Origin of the sequence: Sphingobacterium sp. 1.A.5, assembly GCF_002734235.1 — a bacterium.
Classification (GTDB): Bacteria; Bacteroidota; Bacteroidia; order Sphingobacteriales; family Sphingobacteriaceae; genus Sphingobacterium; species Sphingobacterium daejeonense.
Window position 1 is genome coordinate 1 of record NZ_PEBA01000020.1, and the last position, 22,920, is coordinate 22,920.

Sequence of the window (22,920 nt, forward strand, 5' to 3'; positions counted from 1 at the left end):
GCGGAGTGGGTGCCATAAAGCTACAGGCGATCGGCTCATTGAAGTGAACCACAGGCTCAATAAGCTCAAGGCTAAAGCCCGGGAAAGACTGCTGTCGGAAGAGGGAATGTACCATCGGAGCAAGCGACCCATAGAAGTGGAAGCCGTTTTCGGTCAGATGAAAAGCAACAACAGGTTTACCCGGTTCACAATGAAAGGTCTGGAGAAGGTCGCTGTGGAATTCGGTTTGATGGCCATTGCCCATAACCTCAGAAAATGGGCAAAAAAGTGGAAAGACAAAGCTTTTATCGGTAAACCAGTTGGCAAAAACTCCCTATTTGCGATAAATCAAGCCATCAACATGCTGAAAAGCACAAAACATCGACTTGCAGCCTAATATTGCTCATGAAATTATAATGGAGCTCCAGAAAGCTATAAAGCAGAAGAAGGTGCCTTTTTAGACACCTCCATAATTTTTATCGTCTTATCGATCTATAATTTACTAACCTAAATAACCTAGCAAATAATAAATAATAATAAATACTACAATTGTACCGAAGCAACCAAGTCCCATTTTCTTGGCTCCCCAGCCTGCAATTAGTGCTCTAAAAAACTTGTTCATATCTTTTATCCAAATTGATTTTCATACCTATCAACAATAATCTGGCCTAAAAGTTTGGCTTTGGATATCACGAATTGTAATTTGTTCAGCAAAATAATCATGTAATAACCGTCCATCTCCGTGTAATGTCCAGATTGCCTTAGGTTTAACACAATCAATAAAATATAGAATATCTTGCCAATCAACATGGTCAGAAAGATATAAGCTAATATCATTTTGAGCTTGCAATCTCTCCCAACCTGATGCAAAAGCCTTTAGAACATTCTTAGCTCTTCTATAACTGTTGAATGTCAATGGTGGAACCAAGTAAATCTTATTTTCACCGGGATCTTTCATCGATATACGATTATAAGCCTCATATTTCATTGGAATATCTATAAATTGATCATAAATTCTATGAATCGGCATAATCTGATAATGCAATAATACTTCTTTATGTGGAAGGTGCTGGTTTATCATCGCTGTTATCCGTTGTGCCTTTCCTAAGGCATAACACCCAAGTAAGATATTGCTCTTAACATCCAATTTTAGTATTTCCGACACTGGATCTGGATGTTTAGTATTGGGATTAGCAAATGTTGTTTCGGTGATTAAAACTTCAGCCTCAACAAACTCCAACGGTTCACAGGTAGAATCTTCCTGCAACTTGTAATCGCCAGTATAAAGGTACCTAACTCCTTTATAAACCATGAGGATCTGTGCACTGCCCAAGATATGACCAGCTGGATAGAAATAAATATCAACTCCATTAATCTGAAAAAATTCTCCAAATTCTTTGATATGGAAAGATTCTACAGGCTGCTTATTGTACCTGTATTTCATAATAGATGCTGTTCCTTGGGTACTGTAAATATTTTTGTGACCTGGAGAAGCGTGGTCACCATGAGCATGTGATACTACAGCATGCTTAACAGGATATAATGGATCAATATAGAAATCACCGTAAGAACAGTAATAGCCCTTATCTCTCTTGACTAAAAAATCTTCAATTATATGCATCAAATTACTTTGAAATAAATCTTTGATGCAGATCCATAACCTGCTCAATTAAGCTATGTTCATCATCATTATATATAATAAAATCACAAAGCTCTTCTTTCTCCTTTTCAGGCATCTGCTTTCCAATTCTTCTCAACACTTCTTCTCTATCCACGCGATCTCTTTCCATAACTCGTTCAATTCTCACTTCCAACGGGGAGCTTACCAGAATATTAAAATCCAAAGACTTGTATGAGCCACTTTCAAATAAAAGTGCAGCTTCCTTGACACTATAAAGCGAAGTCTGAGCTGCAGCCCAATCCTCACCATCTCTGATAACAGCAGGATGAACGATGGCATTTAACTTTTTGAGTTCTTCAGAATTCGAAAACACTCGACTACTCAACCATTCCCTATTCAAACTTCCATCCTCTAAATAAGTCTCACTCCCAAAAGTAGATATCAATGAATTTCGAACCGCATCATTTTTTACCATGATGTCTTTCGCTTCCTTATCAGCATCATAAGTAGGAATCCCCAATACTTTGAAAATCCTGGTTACAACACTCTTGCCTACGCCAATACCTCCGGTAATTCCAATTTTCAATCCCATTATCTTCTTACAAAAAAATCAACATTCTGTGGCTCAACACTCAAAACCTTCACATAATCAGGCATCTTTGTGATAATAACCGGTAAACTTGAAACTTTATGATCCTTCCAGGAATCCAGGTCAACTACAGCTTCAAAATCCCTAGATGTATATTTATTAAAGTCCTTAACAGCAAGCAGAACTGTAGCCTTAACCTTACTTGGCAAAACTCGGACAGATGTATAACCTTTACTATTTTCAACCTTAATTGGCAATTCTATAACTTTTTCTGTGATCTCACCTACTGGTATAATGACCTCAGCGAAGGTCGGATAGATTGTTATGTTGGTACGTTGTTGTTTGTTAAGATAAGCTACAGTTCGTACATCAGTATTTACATCTTTGCCCTTTATTGTATCAGTCTCTAAATATTCAATACTCGCTACATCTTCTAACGGACCAGTGATTGTAACATATTCTGGAGTGGTCCGTGTAGCACCAATGACTCCATATTGACGTTGAAAAGTAAGATTTTCAACAGCTTTTACAGGGATTTTACGTTGGGTCTGTTTAGAAAAATCAAAGTATAATGTGTCCGGAGAAACTCCTGTCACTTGTTTGTCGGTAGGAAATTGTCTATTTATAAAGCCTATCTGATTTCCGAAGACGATGAAATTCCTAGATTTCAGTCCAGAAAGGTCGACTTGTATCTTTGCAGTATCGGGATGCAGTCTTTCCATAAACATCTTCCATCCGGACATCTTGATTTTAACAGAAACAGTATCGGATTGCAGAGGGTGAAAAGCCTTGTTTTCTGGCAAATTAACATAGGTCATGCTTGCCTTTTTTGTGAAGGTATAATCACTGGAAATTGCAAACAAGGTCCAAGCTAAGAATGAAATGATAATACAACGCAGGAAAATGGATAATTTCCGACGTTGAACTTTGTTAATTCGCCTTAACGCCATTCTACAAATGTAATATTTCTTAAATAATTTGCGTAACTTTGCACAATAATTGAAGGACGTTCAAATTCACTTTTATAATGATTCATTTCTTCGTGAACCCATTGAACACAGTTTATGCTGTTCAAACCCAAAATGATTTATCTACCGAGGATATTTCCAAACTAAACTGGCTTTTCGGCAACTCAAAAAAACTCGACGATTTAACACTGGACAACTATTATGTAGGTCCTAGAGCTGCTATGGTTACTCCATGGAGTACCAACGCCGTAGAGATCACCCAAAACATGGGAATCGAAGGCATTATCAGGATCGAGGAGTATCAACAGGTCGATGCCGAATTCTCTGAATTCGACCCTATGATATCCCAAAAATTCAGTGCCCTGACTCAGGACATGTTTACTATAAATATTACTCCTGAACCTATTTTGGAAATCGACGATATCGATGCCTACAATAAATCTGAAGGATTGGCGTTGAGCGCTGAAGAAGTAGACTATCTGAACCAACTATCTGAAAAAATTGGCCGTAAATTAACGGACTCAGAGGTTTTTGCTTTTTCGCAAGCAAACTCAGAACACTGTCGTCACAAGATATTCAATGGAACCTTCGTAATCGATGGCGAGGAACAGCCTACCTCCCTATTCAAACTAATAAAGAAAACTTCTGAAACAAATCCCAATGAGATTGTTTCTGCCTATAAGGATAATGTTGCTTTTATCAAAGGTCCTCGAGTTACTCAGTTTGCCCCAAAATCTGGAGACAAACCAGACTTTTATACCGAGAAAGAATTTGACTCCGTAATTTCTTTAAAAGCTGAAACTCATAATTTCCCTACTACTGTAGAGCCATTCTCTGGTGCTGCTACAGGCTCTGGTGGAGAAATTCGTGACCGCCTTGCTGGTGGGCAGGGTGCTTTACCTCTAGCTGGGACAGCAATATATATGACTGCTTACTCAAGATTGATGGATGACCGCCCTTGGGAAAAAGCAATGCCGGAAAGAAAATGGCTATACCAAACGCCGATGGATATCCTTATCAAAGCATCTAATGGAGCTTCTGATTTTGGAAATAAATTCGGACAACCTTTGATTACTGGCTCTGTTCTAACATTCGAACACGAAGAAAATGGTCGTAAATTAGGGTATGACAAAGTAATCATGCAAGCGGGAGGTATCGGATATGGTAAATTGAACCAAGCTAAAAAACATGAACCTCAAGCTGGAGACAAGATTGTTGTTTTAGGTGGTGAAAACTACCGTATCGGTATGGGTGGAGCCGCAGTTTCTTCTGCTGACACGGGAGCTTTTGGATCTGGAATCGAGCTAAATGCCATTCAACGATCTAACCCTGAAATGCAAAAACGTGCAGCAAATGCTATCCGTGCATTTGTAGAAAGTGACGAAAACCCTATCGTTTCAATCCATGACCATGGTGCTGGTGGACACTTGAACTGTCTGTCAGAATTAGTGGAGAACGCAGGTGGATTAATCGACTTGGATAAGTTACCTGTTGGTGACCCTACCCTATCTGCAAAAGAGATTATAGGTAATGAATCCCAAGAACGTATGGGATTGGTAATCTCCGAAGAAAACATCCAAAAACTAAAAACTGTTGCCGATCGCGAACGATCACCAATGTATACTGTTGGGGATGTTACTTCTGACCACCGATTTACTTTCCAGTCGCAATCATCTGGTGAAAAACCTATGGATTATGCTTTGGAAGACTTCTTTGGATCGTCTCCAAAAACAATCATGAATGACAAAAAGGTTAAGCACGAATACGCTGACCTTCAATATAATGTAAGTGAAGTCCCTACTTACTTAAATCAGGTTCTTCAGTTAGAAGCTGTTGCTTCAAAAGATTGGTTAACTAATAAAGTGGACCGTTGTGTTGGTGGTCGCGTTGCAAAACAACAATGTGTTGGACCTCTTCAACTACCTCTGAACAATGTAGGTGTGATGGCACTGGATTATAAATCCAAAGAAGGAATTGCAACAACTGTTGGACATGCGCCATTAGTCGCATTAGTTGACCCTGTTGCAGGTTCAAGAAATGCAATCGGTGAAGCACTTTCCAATATTGTATTTGCTCCGATTTATAATGGCTTGTCTGGGATATCATTATCAGCAAACTGGATGTGGGCATGTAACAATGAAGGGGAAGATGCTAGATTATACCAAGCAGTTCAAGGATGTTCAGATTTTGCAATAGAATTAGGAATCAATATCCCAACAGGTAAAGATTCATTGTCTATGAAACAGAAATATCCTGATGGAGAAAATGTAATTGCTCCGGGAACCGTTATTATTTCTGCAGGTGGTAACTGTACAGATATCAATAAGGTTGTTGAACCGCTATTGAAGAAAAATGCAGGGTCAATTTATTACATCAACCTTTCTCAAGATTCATTTAAACTTGCTGGTTCTACTTTTGCTCAGATCTTAAATAAAATTGGAGCCGATGTACCTAGCATTCAGGATGCACAATACTTTAAGAGAGCTTTCAATACTGTCCAAGGATTAATTAATGAAGGACAAATCGCTGCAGGACACGATATTGGTTCAGGCGGCCTTGTAACCACATTATTAGAAATGTGTTTTGCAGATATTGACTTAGCTGCAGAATACGACCTATCTGGATTAAATGAAAAAGATACTGTAAAAGCTTTATTCAACGAAAATATCGGTCTAGTACTTCAAGCGAAAGATGATTCAATTTTTGAAAAATCAATTGCAGATTCAGGAATTGAGGCTTTCAAAATTGGTAAAGCAGTAAACGGTCAAACTATCACTATCAAGAACAACGACGATTCATTCAGCTTCAATGTTGAGGAAACAAGAGATACGTGGTTCAAGACTTCTTTCCTATTGGACCAAAAACAATCCAAAAATGGAACTGCAGAAGAGCGCTTCAAAAATTACAAAAACCAACCGTTGCGTTTTGAATTCCCAGCTCATTTTGATGGTAAAAAACCCGCTGTGGATTCAAGCAATCCTCGACCAAAAGCTGCGATCATCCGTGAAAAGGGCTCTAACTCTGAACGTGAAATGGCAAATGCAATGTACCTTGCTGGATTTGATGTGAAAGATGTTCACATGACTGACCTAATTTCGGGCCGTGAGACATTAGAAGACATCCAATTTATTGGTGCTGTAGGTGGTTTCTCAAACTCGGATGTATTAGGGTCAGCAAAAGGTTGGGCAGGAGCATTCCTTTACAACGAAAAAGCTAAAACAGCTCTAGAAAAATTCTTCGCACGTCCGGATACATTATCCGTTGGTATCTGTAATGGATGTCAACTGTTCATGGAACTCGAGTTGATCAACCCTGATCATGATGTTCATGGAAAAATGTTGCATAATACTTCTCAGAAACACGAGTCTAACTTTGTGTCTGTTAAGATTCAAGAAAACAATTCCATAATGTTGTCTTCTTTGGCAGGTACAACGCTTGGTGTATGGGTATCAAATGGTGAAGGTAAATTCAACCTTCCGAAAACTGAAGATCAATATAATATTGTAGCTAAATATGCTTACGATCAATATCCTCATAGTCCAAATGGTGCTGATTACAACACTGCAATGATGACGGATAAAACTGGTCGTCACCTAGTAACAATGCCTCATATCGAACGTTCAGTATTCCAATGGCATTGGGCAAACTACCCTGATGCACGTAAGGACGAAGTAACTCCTTGGTTGGAAGCATTCGTCAATGCACGTAAATGGATTGACAATCAAAACAAATAAGTTGGATTAACGTAATAGACAAAAATCCCAGTGGACTTTCCATTGGGATTTTTTTATTAACTTAATTTCAAGGAGACAGAATGGAAATTAGAAACCAAAAATTACAGGCAATAAAAAATTGGATTCATGATAATGAAGATATCAGGGCAGCACTCATCACTAGCTCATTGGTAAACCCATTGGCACCTATTGATGATTTTAGTGACCTCGACATTGAACTAGTATTTCAGGAAACTGAATATTACCTCGAAAACAAAGAATGGATCAATCAATTCGGCAATGTTCTCAACTATTATGAAGAAGATTCCGAAGCTTTTCAAGGCAAGCATGCCATGAAAATGGTACAATATATAGATGGTGTAAAAGTTGATTTTAAGATTTATAGCGTAGACCAGTTTAAATCGGAAGTTGCAAACCAAAAACTTCCAGAAGATTGGGACATTGGCTATTCAATAATTGCCGATAAATACCAAATAACAAAACATCTTCAACCTCCAACCCATCAGATTAGTATTATTAAAAAACCATCATTTGAAGAGTTTCAAGAAGTCGTGACAGATTTCTGGTGGGATGTCACCTATCTTCCCAAATGCTTGGCAAGGAAAGACCTGTTTTATCTGAAGATTATGGTCGAAAAAATAATCCGGGTAGAATATCTTATTCCAATGATCGAATGGTATATCGCAAGCAATAATAATTGGCAAATTACCACGAATAAATATGGCAGGCTTTTTCAGAAATACTTGACCCCTGATGAATGGAAAAAATTGGAAGAAACATTTGCAGGAAGTAAAATTGAGGAAAATTGGATAGCCTGTGAAAAGATTCTAGACGTATTCGATGAAATGGCAAAAGAAGTGGCTAATAGGCTTGGTTTTAAATATGATAAGGAAAAAGCAATGGCCATCAAAGAGTTTTTCTATAGTTATTATAAACTCTAAGATTATTTTATATAAACCATCCCATCATTATAGACTTTCCAACCACTCCCTTCCTTGGATAATAAATATATATGTCCAGAACCACACAATGGACCACAATCTATATCCAATAAAACTATTGCTCGATTTTTATCAGCCGTTAATAATGGTAGACCAAATTCATATATTTCATACGGCGACTGAACCTTATCTTTATCCTCTATGAAAATATAATTTTTGCCATTTATCAGAGAACCCATATAATTATATTTATTTTGATCCAGCAATTGGGTCATATAATTCAGTCTATCCTTCTCTGAATTTGAAAGATTCTGAATGGCGTATTCCAATATGTCAGATCTCCTAAAAAGATTAACTTCATCTGAATAATTAACTTCAAAACTTCCTTCAAAAACACTAGAAAAATTCAACTTATTAATTAAGTATTTCTTAACTAGAGTTTCCTTCTCTTCTGAATTATCCGTTATATAATTCTCAACTGCATCCACAATTTTTGAATATTCAAGCTCTTGTATAGAATAAACAGGAAAAATATCATTGAGGTTGAAATCTTTTGATGTCAATTCATTAGAACTTTTTAATTCCCTACAAGCTATCAAACAAACAATAACAATTAAATAAATCCCTAACCTCTTCATTTTCATCTTATTTTTATATCTATAAGATGTAAAAACGGCAGAAATTCCATAATCAATTATTTCCTGTTCAATCTTGACTCTTCTAAATCGAGGTTATGCTCTAAGTTTCTCAAAATGGATTCATCATAACTCTTCTCCCCTCTTATGGTATAAATCATATTTCTTCTAACATCAATCAAATCCTGCATCACTTTTTTATAAAGCTCTCTTTCATTTGCAATCTTAATTTTTGACTCACTGTCCAGATTAGTCGCTCGTGCTTCCAAGCTTCGCTTTAGTGAAAGGTTAATTGCTTTTACAGTATTGCTATCCTCCAACTCTTGAGCATATTTAGACTTTAACAGTTCCATTTCCTCTTTCACTAGACGATATCGGATCGCCTCGATTTGTACACTTTCAGGAATCTCAGAAGAATTTCCCTCTAATTTTACCAGCCTGATCAACCATGGCAAACTTAAACCCTGGACTACCAAAGTAACCAAGATAACCACGAAGGTTATAAACAAAATTAGATTTCTATGCGGGAAGTGCTGTCCACTTGAAATATAAATCGGGATTGCAAGTGCTGAGGCCAATGACACCACTCCCCGCATGCCTGCCCATCCAAGTATCAATGGCATCTTCCATCCAGGCTTTGGTTCTTTTTTGCGAACTCGAGAGGAAAGCCTCGGAACAAACGTCGCTAAGTAAATAAAGGCAATCCGAATAACAATGATTACTAAGGTAATGATAAGAGCAATCTGAATAGCCCAACTTTTAGAAAAACTTTCTATGCCTTCAATTATAATCGGTAATTCTAAACCTATAAGAATAAAGACAAAGCCATTCAATAAAAACCCTACCGTCTCCCAAACCTCACGAGTCTGTATTCTGGTATGATAATCCATATAATCTTTAGACCTAAAGGACAAAAACAACCCACCTGAAACAACTGCCAATACACCGGACCATTCAAAATGTTCAGCAACAATATACATGAGGTATGGCGCTATCAAAGTAATCGGAGTTGTGATACTGGAGGCTTTAGCTATATATTTTAAAAATAGATATAGGATATGGCCAATCACTAGACCCACAAAGATTCCCATTATCGCCAATGTAAAGAATCCTACTACTGCTTCTTGCATGGTAAATGCTCCAGTCATAATAACTGCCAATGCCATGCGAAATACAGTTAAAGAAGCGGCATCATTTACTAAACTTTCGCCTTCCAACAAGGTAATCCCCCTTTTAGGCATAGTAACACCTTTCAAAACTGATGTTGCCGCAACAGCATCCGGCGGAGAGATTATACCTCCCAAAAGAAAACCCAATGCCAAAGTAAAGCCTGGAATTAAATTGACCGACAAGTAGGCAACAGCTATGGATGTAACGAAAACCAACCCGAATCCCATCGTTAAAATTGATCTCCTATTCTGCCAAAAACTGTTCCAGGAAGTATACCAGGCAGCTTCAAATAATAGAGGCGGTAAAAAAACCAAAAATACCATATCCGGGTTTATACTAAACTCTGGTAATCCAGGTATCAAAGAAATAGCTAATCCTCCAATTACCAATAAGATAGGATACGAAATTTTAAACCTTTGAGAAAGGACGAATAGCATGGCCATGAAAAAAAAGAGAATCATGACCAATAATATATTGGATTCGATCATTTTAATTTTTTAATAGATATCTTTGTGACAAGTAAAAATAATGGAAAAAATCTCAAAAAATCTACACCCGCGCAATAAGTTCAATCAGGAATATGATTTCAAGAAACTGATTAAGCACGTGCACCAACTGAAAAAACATATTCAAATCCTTCCTGATGGCAGACAATCATTGGACTTTAGAGACTCTGAAGCGGTTTTTCTTTTGAACAAAGCTCTATTGGAATCTGAATACAAAATCAACCACTGGGACATCTTACCCAATAGCCTCAGCCCTTCCATTCCGGGAAGATTGAATTATATCCATTATCTTGCTGATTTGATTCAAGCCAAAAACCCAAAAAAAGTAAATGTCTTAGATATTGGTACAGGTTCAAGCCTGATCTACCCAATACTGGGTTTCTTGGAATATCATTGGAACTTTGTGGCAGCTGAAACGCATATACCTTCTATTCAGCATGCCAACAAAATCCTGAATGACAATCCTTATCTAAAAAAAGGAATTAAAATTAGACAGCAAGAAAATCCTGACCATATCTTAAAAGGAATTATTCAACCCAATGAATATTTCGACGCCGTGCTTTGTAATCCCCCATTCTACAAATCACGTGATGATTACAGACAAACAGTGATCAAAAAGAACCAAAAATTACATCAAGAAACAGAAAGCAGTAAAACTAACTTCCAAGGACTATCCAATGAATTATGGTATCCAGGGGGTGAAAAGAAATTTATCAGTAATATGATTTATGAAAGCATAGAACTTAAAGATCAATTAGGACTATGCACTGTTTTGGTATCAAACAAGGAGAATTTGAAACCTCTAAAAGCAATACTTGAATACCACAAATTAATTGACATAAAAGTAACTCAAATGAACCAGGGCAATAAAATCAACAGAATATTGTCGTGGAGGTTGAATAAATAGATATCGAATTACAATAAAACTTTTTAATTGTTACAATTTTCTAAGTCTACTTTAACGTTAAAGCAGATTTGGACAGGATTTCCTATTTTTTTAAAAAAAATTTGCTAAAACGTTTTTAATTCATAAATTAGTCTTAACCATTAATAAACAATACTAAAACAGATAAGACATGAACCTTTTTACACCTTTTTCACTTAGCAATTTATTTTCCGGATAGTTAACGGTAATGGGGTACCGATGTTTTACCCAAACTAAACTCAATTAACCAAAGCTGCACCTAACTGATTTATTTAAAATAAACCGAATTTAAATTATGAATGAACGACGAACAAATACCATTCTTTAGTTTTAGCTAAACCCATTTAATTATAATTAACATTATGGTCACGGCAGTTTACTGTCCATAACCGTCATGTAATATATATTTACAATTTACTAACCTAACAAACCACACTGTTAATATGAGTGTATTATGGAAGTTTAAATCGTTACTGATTTTTATGTCTATGTCTGTGGGGCATGCCCATAGTCATAACGCTAATTTCTCCAACCTGTCACTGCAGGATACAACAGAAACAGATTCTGTTCCCCCGCCGATAGACACTTTGGCTGAATTAAAACCAATCTATGAGTTGGACTTACCTAAGTTCAATAACTTAAGGAACATGAAAGGAGCCTCCTTAATTACTGCAAATAGCTTGCAGCAATATATTAAAGGAGAATTGCCAGGAGTATATGTCTCTGAATCCAATGGAGAACCAGGAACAAATATTCAAATGTTCGTCAGGGGAATCAGCAAACCTATTCTCAGCAATCGAGATATTTATGCAAGCCAACCCTTAGTAGTCATGGACGGGGTTCCTTTGATCGGGGAACATCCTTTTGCATTTGATATTCAAAACTATGATATCGAAAGAATTGGAACTGAAAATAATCTCCTATCAAATATTGATTTCGACAATATCGAAAGCATTAAAGTTTTGAAAGATCTATCAGCAGTAGCTACTTACGGACCTTTAGCAGCTAATGGGGTTATCGAAATAACTTCTAGAAAAACTCCATCTGATGGACAAAAAAGAATATCCATAAACAGCTATATCGGCATGTCTCAAAGACCAAATGTAACAACCATTAATGGGGCCTATGAAAATGCATTTAGAAAACAGTTCTATGATCTATATACAACAAATGGAAGGTTCAATGATGATGATGTTTATCCTATTTACCTCAGTGACTCTTTGAACAATGATTATTATGGACCTTCCAATTGGAGTGATAGCTATTATCAAAATGGCCTTAATCATGGTGTAAATGCAAACATAGCAGGAGGACAACCAAGAGCTACATTTCAATTCTCACTAGGTAATGTAAAAACATCTGGAGTAGCTGATGATACTAAATTTGACAAGTACAATGCAAGATTCTACCTTAATTTGAGACCATTCAAATGGTTGAATTTTGAAACATTATTTAATGCTGCAAGAATTAGCAGAGATAGGAACAGAAATTTAAGAAATCGCTTTGCAATGATGGGCTATTTCCCAGATCTAGGAGCACCATTAGCTCCAAATAAAGAGGTTTACGATACTTATCTGCAAGAGTTCGATAAAAGCTTTGACAAAAACTTTAACAATATACTCGAAGGCTTTTTTAGATTCCAAGTAAATGTTGGGCCATTTAAACTCAAAAGTAAATTTGGAGTAGATTACAATGAAGGATATAGAGATCTATTCTATCCGAGCACTATTCTAGAAAACAGCAATTTCGCATCAAACTATTATGGCTACAACCAACGATTAATGGTTGATAATCAAATAAGTTATGACAAGGAAAATGGATCGAATTACTTCTATGCTGAAGTAGGAAATAATTTAGTATGGGATACCTATAAGTATAATTATGCATACGCATATAAGGGTGTGAATGACTTTATTAAGTTAAATTTATTAGAAACTGACCCATATGATGATGAATATCTAAATCCTACAGCTTTTCCAAGACAATTAGTTTATAAATTTTTGGATCGTACGAAGCACAATATGATCAATTTCTACGGAAAAGCTTCATATACTTACAATGGATCCTATACTGCTGCTTTAATTCTTCGTTATGATGGATCTTCAAATGCTCAGCCAACGAGCAGATGGTTCTTCTCTCCTATTCTCGCACTGGGTTGGAATGCTAAAAATGATTTGATGAAAGAAAATGAGGCAGTGAGTTTATTTAATATCAGAGCGAGTGTTGGAAGGATTGGACATTACAACTTATTCGACAATTATTCCCAAGGACCTAGCTATACCGCACAATTTGGTTATACTGGAAATTCTATTGTCCCTGGTTATAATGGAATCGCAGTTTTGGTGCGTCCTTATGATGTGGGTTGGGTTGGTTATGATTTGCCTTGGAGTTATTCAGACAATATAAATATTGGATTTGACCTTGGCTTTAAAAACAGAAATATCCAAGTTTCCCTTGATGCTTATATCAGAGACACGAAAGATCAATTAATCATGCTACCGGGCAAAAAAGATTTTGGGTACCAATATCAATATGAATCTGGAATGGATGTTCGCAATATGGGAATTGACCTTTCTGCTTCCGGAAATGTAATACAAAATGATAAAGTAACTTGGAATACTGGAGTTGTCTTAGGCGTTAATACAAATAAACTACTCGCACTGCCTTTTGGTTATGATCAAATCGAAGTGAATGATAGGCTGTTAAAAATTGGAGAAAGAATCGATGCTTTCTGGCTATATGAGAACAATGGAATGTACCAGACAGACAAAGAGGTACCTGAAAGTTCTGGTCAGAAAATGACCTATAATGGAATCGTCCTTAAAGCTGGAGATCCAATCTGGAACGACAGCAATGGAGATAATCAAATAACCAAAGAAGACAAAGTTATTCAAGGAAATATTATTCCCAAACTGAGTGGCTCATGGAACAATATGGTTGCTTATAGAAATTTTGACCTGAACTTAAATTTCTATTTTAACCTCGGTAGAAAAATTGTAAACCAAGAAATGGCAAATCGATTCAATTTCATCGAAAATGAAAATGCCAGCAGTATTAACTCCATTAAAGAAATAACCTATTGGGAAAAAAGAGGCGACTATGACCAATATCCCTTATACAACCCATGGTCTTCAGTTTCACCATTCCAAACAAACCAAACCTTGTTCCTTGAAGATGGCTCTTTCTTAAAATTGAGAACAGCTTCTATTGGATATAACTTCAAGGATATCATCGGCAACCGATTGGGGAAATTAGGTGATTTATATGTCTATATTTCTGCAAATAACCTCCTGACCTTAAGCAAATATTCAGGTAGAGACCCTGAATTAGTCAATTACATGGGTTATGACCAAGGTTATTCTCTGCCAATTCCTAGAACTTATGCATTAGGCTTCAAACTTAAACTGTAACTGAACATGAAAAGATTATTAATCATATTAATTGTATTGAGTCAGGTTTTTGTTTCCTGCAAAAAAATGTTGGATGTCAACTCCACTCGGTTGGTTTCCGAAGAAAACATGTGGTTGAGCATGGAGGACTCCAGAGGGGCATTAATGGGAATCTATGGATTGACCAAATCTGCTTTAAATGACCATAATGCTCATTGGTTATATGGTGATGTTAGGTCAGATGAATTTTCTATCCCAATTAGGCAAGATTTAAAAGCTATCGCTAACAATGACCTCAACGCTTCATTTGGAGTTATGAATGATCTGAAAAGCTGGAGGAGATGGTATGCAGTGGTCAACGCAGCAAATATATTCCTTGAAAGAATACCGGAAGTAAAAGAGAAAGATGAGCGTTACACGACAAATAATATGACTGTAGATATAGCACAGGCTCGTTTTCTTCGAGCTTTTGCATATTTCTACATGGTCAGGATTTGGGGAAATGTTCCATTGATAGTTTCTTCAAAAGAAGGTACTTTCACGGATCAACCAAGAGAGGATCAAGGAAAAGTATTGGCTTGGGTAGAACAGGAAATGCAGGCTGCAGCTAATGACCTTCCTTTCTTATATAGCCTAAATGATGAGCAACAGCAAGGAAATTATTACAATGAGACGAATGATAGATGGAAAGGCTCATTAGTCCGTAAAACCACAGCTTATGCAATCCTTGCCCATGTTGCAGCTTGGCAAAGTAACTATCCCGATGCTGCAGCTTATGCAAAATTTGTGATAGACAACCAACAAAAGGGAAGTTTAGGCTTGCTGTCAACAGCAAATATGACTGATCCAAATGGGTTTTTCTATGATAAAAATCCCAACCAACTATTTGGATTTGGACACATTTATAATCACGTAGAAGGTTCTTTCACCGGTCATATCGAAGAATTAACCCTAGCCTCTCCCGTAGTAAATAAGAGTATCCCCGATATGTATATGCCAAAGGAAAAAATCCTATCAATCTTCAATGAAGCTACTGATGAACGCTTTTCTGCTGATACATTGGGAAATCCCGTAACCGATGTCTATTTCAAAAACTTCAATGGACAATATCCGATTTTCAGTAAAGTAAAATGCATTATGGGCGGAGTTACGGACCCAACTTTCCGATTCTATTCGAGCGCAACAATAATTACCCGTTTAGAAGATATGTATCTCTTAAGAGCAGAAGCTTTGGCAGTAATTGGAGAACAAGCAGGAGCAATCGAATTATTGAATACCATTAGAGAAAGAAGAGGTTTAGTAGATTATTCAGCAGCTAAAAATGGTGAGCTTATCGATGCTATTTTTCAGGAAAGAGCAAGAGAATTAATGGGGGAAGGACATCTATGGTATGATATGGTCAGACATTATAAAATCCTAAATGATGATTCCGAACTGAGCCAATTAATTCGACAAAATGGTCATTATTGGCCGATTGCTACTGACGTGTTGACTCAAAATAAAATGTTAACCCAAAATGAATATTGGAAGTAAAACGCAAAACCATGAAAATCAAAAACCTATTATTTAGTATATTCTTCTTGATCTTGGTTAGCAGTTGCTCCAAAGATTCAGGATATTATAATCAATCTATTCAAAAAGTAACTTATGATGGAACAATCTTGGAATACCTGCAAAGTAAGCCAGGTGTCTTTGATTCTTTATTGACAGTTTTGAATAGAACAAAAATAAATGCAGTACTGAGCGGTAATGAAAAAATGACGCTTTTTGCTCCAACAAACCAAAGTTTTCAATTGGCTATTCAGAACCTTAACAATACCAGAAAGGAGGCCGATCGACCATTTGAATACTTAACAAATGTAGATCTACTTCAATTGGATACCATGATGGCACAGTATATAGTCAAAGGTTATTATCCAAGCGATTCAATGACCTTAAAAGACGGGGCACAATTACAAGATTTCAAATACCAAAGAACAATGAACGCCAAATTAACAACTGCAAGTTCATCGGGCTTTGAAGGCGGCGGACCAAAGGTTATTCAATATTCCGACACAAAAAATAGCCAATTCACCAGAGATTGGATTACAGCATCTTCAGCATCCATTAACATTGAAGCAAAAAATGGAATTATACATGTGCTGAGTACAGATCATGTCTTTGGATTCAATGACTTTGTATCCAGATTAACTTATATCCCACCTCCACCTAACCTATTCGTAACGGTTGGCGGAATATTCTCAGTGTCAAGGGAAAATTCTGGAGGTGTTAATGCAGTTGAAGCATCCAAATATGTATTTGATGGAAATAGAGAAACAAAATTCTTACTGGGAGATTTCAATGGAGCTTGGATGCAAGTAGAACTAAATACAGCAACAGCTGCAAATTCTTATACCTTGACTTCTGCTAATGACTTTCCTGAAAGAGACCCAATTGATTGGACCCTTTCCGGTTCTCATGATGGGCAGAATTGGGAAACATTGGACTCGAAATCTGGAGAAGAATTCACTTCTAGATTCCAACAAAGAGTTTTCTGGATAAACAACACGACTGCCTATAAATTTTACAGATTACATGTCCAAAGAGCAAGGTCTGGAAATACTTTCCAAATGGCTGATTGGAGTGTGAACAAAGGAGAAGTAAAATAATCCATGAACCTAGAAAAGAAAGTGTATGAAACTCTCAAATAAAATAAAATTATTCTTTGTATTCATTAGCAGTTATGGATTTGCAACTTCTTGTTCGGAAATCTATGATTTGCCAGAAGACCGAGATTTTATGAGCCAAAACATTGATTATATCAATAAAATAATTGAACCCATACTTGGTCGCAACAATATATTTACTTCTTTAAGTGCGGACAACTCCACCCTACCGATGACTTTTGAAATCGTCAATGCGCGATATGGTGATGGACGCCCAGTGACTGACCTCTTTACAAAAGCAAATACATATGAATGGATCACCGAATATGATGGTAAAGAAAAATCATTGGCAGAAATAGAAGCTAAAAGAAAATTAGTTGAGAAACCAATTTTTGAAGTAGATAGCAATGGTCGACTGATTCTTTGGGCTTCGGCAACGAATGCTCTCTTAACGCCAAGACCAGTAGATACTGTTCTTAAAACTCAAGATATTCGCTTCTTTGATATTAAGGTACAGAACTCGGGTGGAACAAAAATCATCAAAGACTTCCAGATCATACCTTGGAGGCAAAGAAATTATTATCCAGACACCGATATCAATCCTTACACAGGTGGAAAAGCTCCTGACCCACAAAGACCAAAAGATACAACTAGGCAAGACTATATCATTCCTAGCTACATCAATGATAAAGTTATCGGAGAAAGAACACAGCTTAGATTGGAAAATAATAACATTAAAAAAGATGTAGTGGTTTATATAAGGCCATTTACTGGAGGTAAAGGAAATAGTCTAAGATTTAAGTTTATGGATCGTGAAGGAAATTTTATAAATCCTTTAAAGTTTAATGAAACAAAATGGGACCTTTTGGTCCACGGATTCAATAAAGTTATAAACCCAGAATATGTCCAATATGATGTGGCGTACCCTATCCCCCTTAATTCCGTTAAAACAGATTATGCTGAAAGCGGAAATGCCAAAGTGAAGTTTGCATATACGCGTCTTGGATTCGGTGGTGTGCGTGATTGGGCAGAATTTGGCCTAGACTTCAGGATTTATAAAAAAGGAGATTGGGAAATTGTTTTCCATTTCCGCAATGACAACCCAAAATTTGAGGATGATTAAACCTAAAGCCTTATGAAATTGAAAAAACTAATTATATTAATCCTAAGCATATTTAGCCTTCAGATCGCATCTGCACAAAACCAAGAGGTGCGAGGAAGAGTGGTTGATGAATCCAATAACGGTATTGGAGGAGTTACCATCTTAAATGCAGCAAATAATAGAGCAATTACTGCAACCTCTGATAATGGAAATTTTGCCATCAGCGTGGCGCCAAATACAACTCTTTTGTTTAAAGCTGTGGGATTTGCACAAAGAAGAATTACAGTCAGACCAAACCAAACAAGCCTAAACGTACAGATGAGTTCCACCCAAGATCAAGTGGAAGAAGTCGTAGTGCGTGGATATGTGGCACGCAAAAAAGAAACTTCTACCGGATCCTCCTATTCACTTGGAGAAAAAGACTTGCGTGATGTGCCAGTGGCAAACCTTGAACAATTGATGCAAGGAAAAGTCCCAGGATTGAACGTTCAAGTTAACACAGGAGCGCCTGGATTTAGAGGATCAACTCAGATCCGTGGTCTCTCTACCTTGACCACTACAGGGTCAGGTAGCGAATCAATCCTAATGCCGACTTCACCTTTATATGTGATTGATGGAGTACCTATGGATGCAGATAGAGCTGCGGAATTTGGTCTGCAGCAACAAGGACCAGGAATTAGCCCTCTCTCTTTAATCCCACCTGAAGATGTGCAAAGTATAGAAATCTTAAAAGATGCTCAGGCTACTTCGCTTTACGGATCTCAAGGTGCATACGGGGTAATTATTATTACTACGAAACGCGGTAATTCTCCAGTTCCTAGAATAAACTATACACATAGTACATTTATGAAAACCCCACCAAAATTAAGAGAAACTCTTGGGGGAAACCTTGAACGTCAAATTAAATTAGCTCAAATTCTTAATAATTCTAGATATGAAATTGAGATAGATAAAATCATGGAAACACCTTGGTTGGCAGATAGCTTAAATGCATATTATAATAATTCGACGAACTGGCAAGATCTTTATTATCAAAATACCTTTAATCAAAATCATAATTTAAGTTTGGACGGTGGAAATGAGATACTTTCCTATAAATCCAATATTGGCTACTTTAATGAAACTGGGGTAATCAAAAATACTGGATTCAACAGATATTCTGCCAACTTAAGAATGGATTATAGGCCAGCTAGAAGGTTTGAATTTACTGGACAAGTTTTTGCCCAACTTGGAAAACAGAACAAAGGTGATGGTACGGGTATTCTTCAGACTGGAGTATCTTCAGGGGGAATGAACTCTACCCTTTTACCGCCACCTGGATTTTATTCTGCATCTGCAGATTATATTTCTGCGATACGAACAAAAAATGACAATAGTTCAAAATTAATAAGACCTTATGTAGAAGGAAAATTTGAAATCATGCCAGGATTGAGAATACAATCAGCCTTGAGTTATGAATTCGCTTCAAACAATGAAGATAAATTTACACCAGCTGCTGCTGCAGGACAATTCTCAGAAGTATATTCATTTGCTGGCCGTGAGTCAAACCTCTACAACAGAAATATCCTGAATTATACAAAAGATTTCAATGAAACCCACAATATCTTTATTAACCTTTTCAATGAGGTAAGACATGCTCAGAGACAAAATACCATTACAAAACAAGCAAGGACGCCAAATGATCAGTTTGAAGGTCCATTAGGTTTTGATGGTTATTTCTCGCGTGGTGGTGGGGTCCTATCCAATTTTAGAAATGAAAAAGCACTATCATTTGCTCTGTCTGCTTCTTATGGCTATAAAAGCAGATATTTGCTCGATCTTTCTTATCGTTTAGATGGCTCCTCAGCAAATGGTTTTGAAAATCAATACACCAAAAACCCCGCAATTGGAGTAAGATGGAATGCTCACCATGAAGAATGGATAAAATCTATACCTTGGATAAATCTTGCATCAATAAGACTTACATGGGGTGTAAATGTAATGCCAACAAGTACTCTGGAAAGAATTTATGGTAAGTACAATATTTCAGGGTTATACAACCAAATTCCAGGGATAGGTATTGATTATGAGTTTATCCCTAATCCAAATTTAAAACCAACAACCTCAATGCAATATAACGCAGGTTTGGATTTAAATCTTTTCAACAATAAAGTCGAGATCATTTATGATACTTATTATAAAAAAGTAGATAATTTATTGTTTGAATCCTTTTTAAGTAATGAAGTAGGATTTGATAAACTATATTCTAATGATGCTGGAGTTGCCAATTATGGACATGAATTCGCAATTAATTTAAGACCTCTTTCAAGTGCAAGTGATTTTAGTTGGACTTTTTCGATCAATGGAGCATATAATCGAGATGTTTTGTTGCAACTACCTTCTTCATTTAGAGGCCAATTTATCAAGTGGGGCGATTCTTGGGAGCAATTACATATGGTCAATCGTGTTGGAACTCCCGCTTTGTCTAATTATTTAATGCAAAACTTGGGGGTATATGCAACAGATGCTGATGTTCCTGTGGACCCTTTAACAGGATTACGATATCGCACTGCAGATGGAACATTTTTCAAAGCTGGTGACCCAATATATCTAGATAGAAATGGTGACTATATTTTAGACCAAAGAGATTATATAAGATCAGGAAGTACCCAACCTCTATGGACAGGTGGTGTTCAAAATACTTTGAATTACAAAAATTTCCAATTTTCAATATATGCTTCGTACACAGCGTCTCGAACAATCTTGAATTATGCTTTAGCACAACGTCTTGGTCTTTATACCAGCCCATTCGGATTACAAACCGTTGTTCCAATAGATGGACTAAATTATTGGAAACAAGAAGGGGATAATGCTCAATATCCAAATCCTTTCGATTTCTCTAGAAGTTTAAGTGTACAACCATTTCGTTATGACCAAACTTTATGGGAAGAAAGCGGGAGCTATTTTAAAATCAATAACATTATAATCGCTTATGTTTTTGATCGTGAATTTTTAAGAAGATTTAAATTAGACAGATTCAGGATTTATGCATCAATGGACAATGTTTATACATTCTCAAAGTATTCAGGTCCAAATCCAGAAAACGTCTCATCACTCGGAAGGGATCTTTCAAGTGGATATCCAGTACCTAGAGCTTATACATTAGGTTTCAACATCTCATTTTAATAATTATGAAGAATTTGATTAAAAATAAAATATCAGTAATTGGATTAAGTTTAGCATTCTTATTCTCATTCCAAGCCTGTAAAGACTATTTAAACATTGAACCCATAGACCGTTTGACTGGGAATAATTTCTACCTTTCAAAAAAAGATGTTGAATCAAATCTAGCTTTCATTTATGCAAGATTTTTTGAAAAAATAAATGAAACCTGGGTAATGGGTGCAATTGGTGAAGCTAGATCGGGTGAGATATTTGTCTCCGAAGGAGCTAATAGCTACAATTCCCGTAAAGTTATCGAGGTTTTAGGTAAGAACAATATTCTTGAAGCTATGTACAATCCTAACTATGATTGGTACAAAATACGAGAAATCACAAAATGGGACAAATACTACGAAGTAATTCAAAGTGTCAATATTTTGATCAGCAAATTAGAGGAAGGAATACCAGGCGTAACAGGATCTGATCAGGATAGATATATGTCTGAGGCCAAATTTATCCGAAGTTTCACTTATTTCTGGATGGTCAGATTATATGGTGATGTACCATATTATACAGAAGCATATCACACGGAACCAATGCCGAGAGAAAAGATGGTTACAGTGTTGAATAACTGCATTGCTGATCTTTCACCACAAAAAGACTTAATGCCATGGTCATTGAATGACCCTGGACTGCGTGGTGCAAGACCTGCCAAAGGTGCAATAATCGCCCTATTGATGCATATGAATATGTGGAATGCAAGTTTTGATCCTGGAAACAAGCAGAAATATTATACTGAAGCAGTAAATCTTGGAAAACAATTGATTGACAGCAAACAGCATAAATTAGTTGCTCCCTTTACAGATCAAAATTGGGCTATAGTTACCAAAGGAAGAAGTGAAGAATCATTGTTTGAATTCTATAAAAGTATTAATTATGGTGATAATGTAGAAGCTTTGGCTCCTTTTTGGGATCACTTTCTACGCTGGCCATATAAATTCCCTAGGTTCACCAACCAATTGAGCCACTGTTATTTTATCTCTACCTATATGAACCAAATATTCCCAGAGAGTGATGCTGATAAAAGAAGGGAAATGTGGTTCGAAGATATTACCTCCGACAACGGACAATTTGTTTTGAGAAAATTCGGAACAAATGTGTATGCCTCTGGAAATGAAGATAAAAACCCCGACAATACGTTCAGCATTTTTAGGTATGCTGATGCCATCTTATTATATGCAGAAGCCTGTGCAGAGTTGGGAAGAGATCAAGAAGCTACCACAGCAGTAAATATGGTAAGGGATAGAGCACAAGCCAGCAGATATAATGGTGGCGGGGGTGCAGACCTTAAAAACTTTATCTTTTTGGAAAGAGAAAGAGAATTGATTGGGGAAGGAATTCGGTATTTTGACCTCATCAGAACCAGAAGGATTATGAGTGCAGAATGGACGATGAGTCCATTGACGCTCGATCAGTATAATAGAGGTGGTTGGACCTGGCCTATAGATGCCTCGGCTCTCAATAATAACCCATACATGCAATTAAATCAATATTGGACAACAATTGGACGTTAAT

Annotated in this window: 14 protein-coding genes and 1 pseudogene; 10 read left to right on the plus strand and 5 right to left on the minus strand. The window is 36.7% G+C overall.

All coding sequences use genetic code 11. From position 1 onward, the window contains the following. A pseudogene (locus CRT24_RS10085) lies at positions 1-268 on the plus strand (transposase); the annotation flags it as partial. Between the two features lie 363 nt (positions 269-631). On the opposite strand, the gene CRT24_RS10090 reads toward CRT24_RS10085, so the two are convergent. From CRT24_RS10090 to CRT24_RS10100, 3 genes are read right to left on the minus strand one after another with little or no spacing between them, the layout of a single operon-like run. Beyond that, on the minus strand, positions 632-1,600 hold the full coding sequence (locus CRT24_RS10090; protein ID WP_099371116.1) for an MBL fold metallo-hydrolase: 969 nt from the start codon (positions 1,598-1,600) through the stop codon (positions 632-634). Positions 1,601-1,604: 4 nt separating this feature from the next. Next, entirely contained in the window at positions 1,605-2,192 is a 588-nt protein-coding gene (gene coaE / locus CRT24_RS10095) for a dephospho-CoA kinase (RefSeq protein ID WP_099371117.1), read from the minus strand. Further along, positions 2,192-3,139, minus strand: coding sequence for a YbbR-like domain-containing protein (locus tag CRT24_RS10100; RefSeq protein WP_099371118.1), 948 nt, complete (start codon positions 3,137-3,139; stop codon positions 2,192-2,194). The genes coaE and CRT24_RS10100 overlap by 1 nt, the downstream gene beginning before the upstream one ends. A gap of 77 nt (positions 3,140-3,216) precedes the next feature. Between CRT24_RS10100 and purL the strand changes: the two genes are divergently transcribed. After that, on the plus strand, positions 3,217-6,891 hold the full coding sequence (purL, locus tag CRT24_RS10105) for a phosphoribosylformylglycinamidine synthase (protein WP_099371119.1): 3,675 nt from the start codon (positions 3,217-3,219) through the stop codon (positions 6,889-6,891). A gap of 80 nt (positions 6,892-6,971) precedes the next feature. After that, positions 6,972-7,832 (plus strand): aminoglycoside 6-adenylyltransferase, encoded by an 861-nt coding sequence (locus CRT24_RS10110; RefSeq protein ID WP_099371120.1) that lies wholly within the window; start codon positions 6,972-6,974, stop codon positions 7,830-7,832. A 2-nt stretch (positions 7,833-7,834) separates the two neighbouring features. Here CRT24_RS10110 and CRT24_RS10115 read toward each other — a convergent pair whose 3' ends face one another. Further along, entirely contained in the window at positions 7,835-8,470 is a 636-nt protein-coding gene (locus CRT24_RS10115; RefSeq protein ID WP_144034548.1) for a hypothetical protein, read from the minus strand. A gap of 56 nt (positions 8,471-8,526) precedes the next feature. Further along, complete coding sequence (locus tag CRT24_RS10120) at positions 8,527-10,125, minus strand: Na+/H+ antiporter (protein ID WP_099371122.1); 1,599 nt, start codon at positions 10,123-10,125, stop codon at positions 8,527-8,529. Positions 10,126-10,165: 40 nt separating this feature from the next. Here CRT24_RS10120 and rlmF point away from each other — a divergent pair, with 40 nt between their 5' ends. From rlmF to CRT24_RS10155, 7 genes are all read left to right on the plus strand, one after another. Next, positions 10,166-11,050, plus strand: coding sequence for a 23S rRNA (adenine(1618)-N(6))-methyltransferase RlmF (gene rlmF / locus CRT24_RS10125; RefSeq protein WP_099371123.1), 885 nt, complete (start codon positions 10,166-10,168; stop codon positions 11,048-11,050). A 461-nt stretch (positions 11,051-11,511) separates the two neighbouring features. Further along, positions 11,512-14,478: a SusC/RagA family TonB-linked outer membrane protein gene (locus tag CRT24_RS10130; protein WP_099371124.1), complete on the plus strand. Its 2,967-nt coding sequence runs from the start codon at positions 11,512-11,514 to the stop codon at positions 14,476-14,478. Between the two features lie 6 nt (positions 14,479-14,484). After that, positions 14,485-15,990, plus strand: a complete 1,506-nt coding sequence (locus CRT24_RS10135) for a RagB/SusD family nutrient uptake outer membrane protein (protein WP_180269107.1) — start codon at positions 14,485-14,487, stop codon at positions 15,988-15,990. 11 nt (positions 15,991-16,001) lie between these two features. Beyond that, positions 16,002-17,105 (plus strand): fasciclin domain-containing protein, encoded by a 1,104-nt coding sequence (locus CRT24_RS10140; RefSeq protein ID WP_099371125.1) that lies wholly within the window; start codon positions 16,002-16,004, stop codon positions 17,103-17,105. A 25-nt stretch (positions 17,106-17,130) separates the two neighbouring features. After that, the gene (locus tag CRT24_RS10145; RefSeq protein ID WP_099371126.1) at positions 17,131-18,225 is read left to right on the plus strand and encodes a DUF5007 domain-containing protein; all 1,095 of its coding nucleotides are present in this window, start codon (positions 17,131-17,133) and stop codon (positions 18,223-18,225) included. 12 nt (positions 18,226-18,237) lie between these two features. Then, on the plus strand, positions 18,238-21,369 hold the full coding sequence (locus CRT24_RS10150) for a SusC/RagA family TonB-linked outer membrane protein (protein ID WP_099371127.1): 3,132 nt from the start codon (positions 18,238-18,240) through the stop codon (positions 21,367-21,369). A 5-nt stretch (positions 21,370-21,374) separates the two neighbouring features. Next, the gene (locus CRT24_RS10155) at positions 21,375-22,919 is read left to right on the plus strand and encodes a RagB/SusD family nutrient uptake outer membrane protein (protein WP_099371128.1); all 1,545 of its coding nucleotides are present in this window, start codon (positions 21,375-21,377) and stop codon (positions 22,917-22,919) included. Position 22,920 lies beyond the last annotated feature (1 nt).

Coding starts and splice junctions, on each gene's coding strand:
- CRT24_RS10110 (WP_099371120.1), top strand. CDS start 6,972: ATGGAAATTAGAAACCAAAAATTACAGGCAATAAAAAATTGGATTCAT.
- CRT24_RS10090 (WP_099371116.1), bottom strand. CDS start 1,600: ATGCATATAATTGAAGATTTTTTAGTCAAGAGAGATAAGGGCTATTAC.
- purL (WP_099371119.1), top strand. CDS start 3,217: ATGATTCATTTCTTCGTGAACCCATTGAACACAGTTTATGCTGTTCAA.
- rlmF (WP_099371123.1), top strand. CDS start 10,166: ATGGAAAAAATCTCAAAAAATCTACACCCGCGCAATAAGTTCAATCAG.
- CRT24_RS10120 (WP_099371122.1), bottom strand. CDS start 10,125: ATGATCGAATCCAATATATTATTGGTCATGATTCTCTTTTTTTTCATG.
- CRT24_RS10130 (WP_099371124.1), top strand. CDS start 11,512: ATGAGTGTATTATGGAAGTTTAAATCGTTACTGATTTTTATGTCTATG.
- CRT24_RS10135 (WP_180269107.1), top strand. CDS start 14,485: ATGAAAAGATTATTAATCATATTAATTGTATTGAGTCAGGTTTTTGTT.
- CRT24_RS10115 (WP_144034548.1), bottom strand. CDS start 8,470: ATGAAGAGGTTAGGGATTTATTTAATTGTTATTGTTTGTTTGATAGCT.
- CRT24_RS10100 (WP_099371118.1), bottom strand. CDS start 3,139: ATGGCGTTAAGGCGAATTAACAAAGTTCAACGTCGGAAATTATCCATT.
- CRT24_RS10145 (WP_099371126.1), top strand. CDS start 17,131: ATGAAACTCTCAAATAAAATAAAATTATTCTTTGTATTCATTAGCAGT.
- CRT24_RS10155 (WP_099371128.1), top strand. CDS start 21,375: ATGAAGAATTTGATTAAAAATAAAATATCAGTAATTGGATTAAGTTTA.
- coaE (WP_099371117.1), bottom strand. CDS start 2,192: ATGGGATTGAAAATTGGAATTACCGGAGGTATTGGCGTAGGCAAGAGT.
- CRT24_RS10140 (WP_099371125.1), top strand. CDS start 16,002: ATGAAAATCAAAAACCTATTATTTAGTATATTCTTCTTGATCTTGGTT.
- CRT24_RS10150 (WP_099371127.1), top strand. CDS start 18,238: ATGAAATTGAAAAAACTAATTATATTAATCCTAAGCATATTTAGCCTT.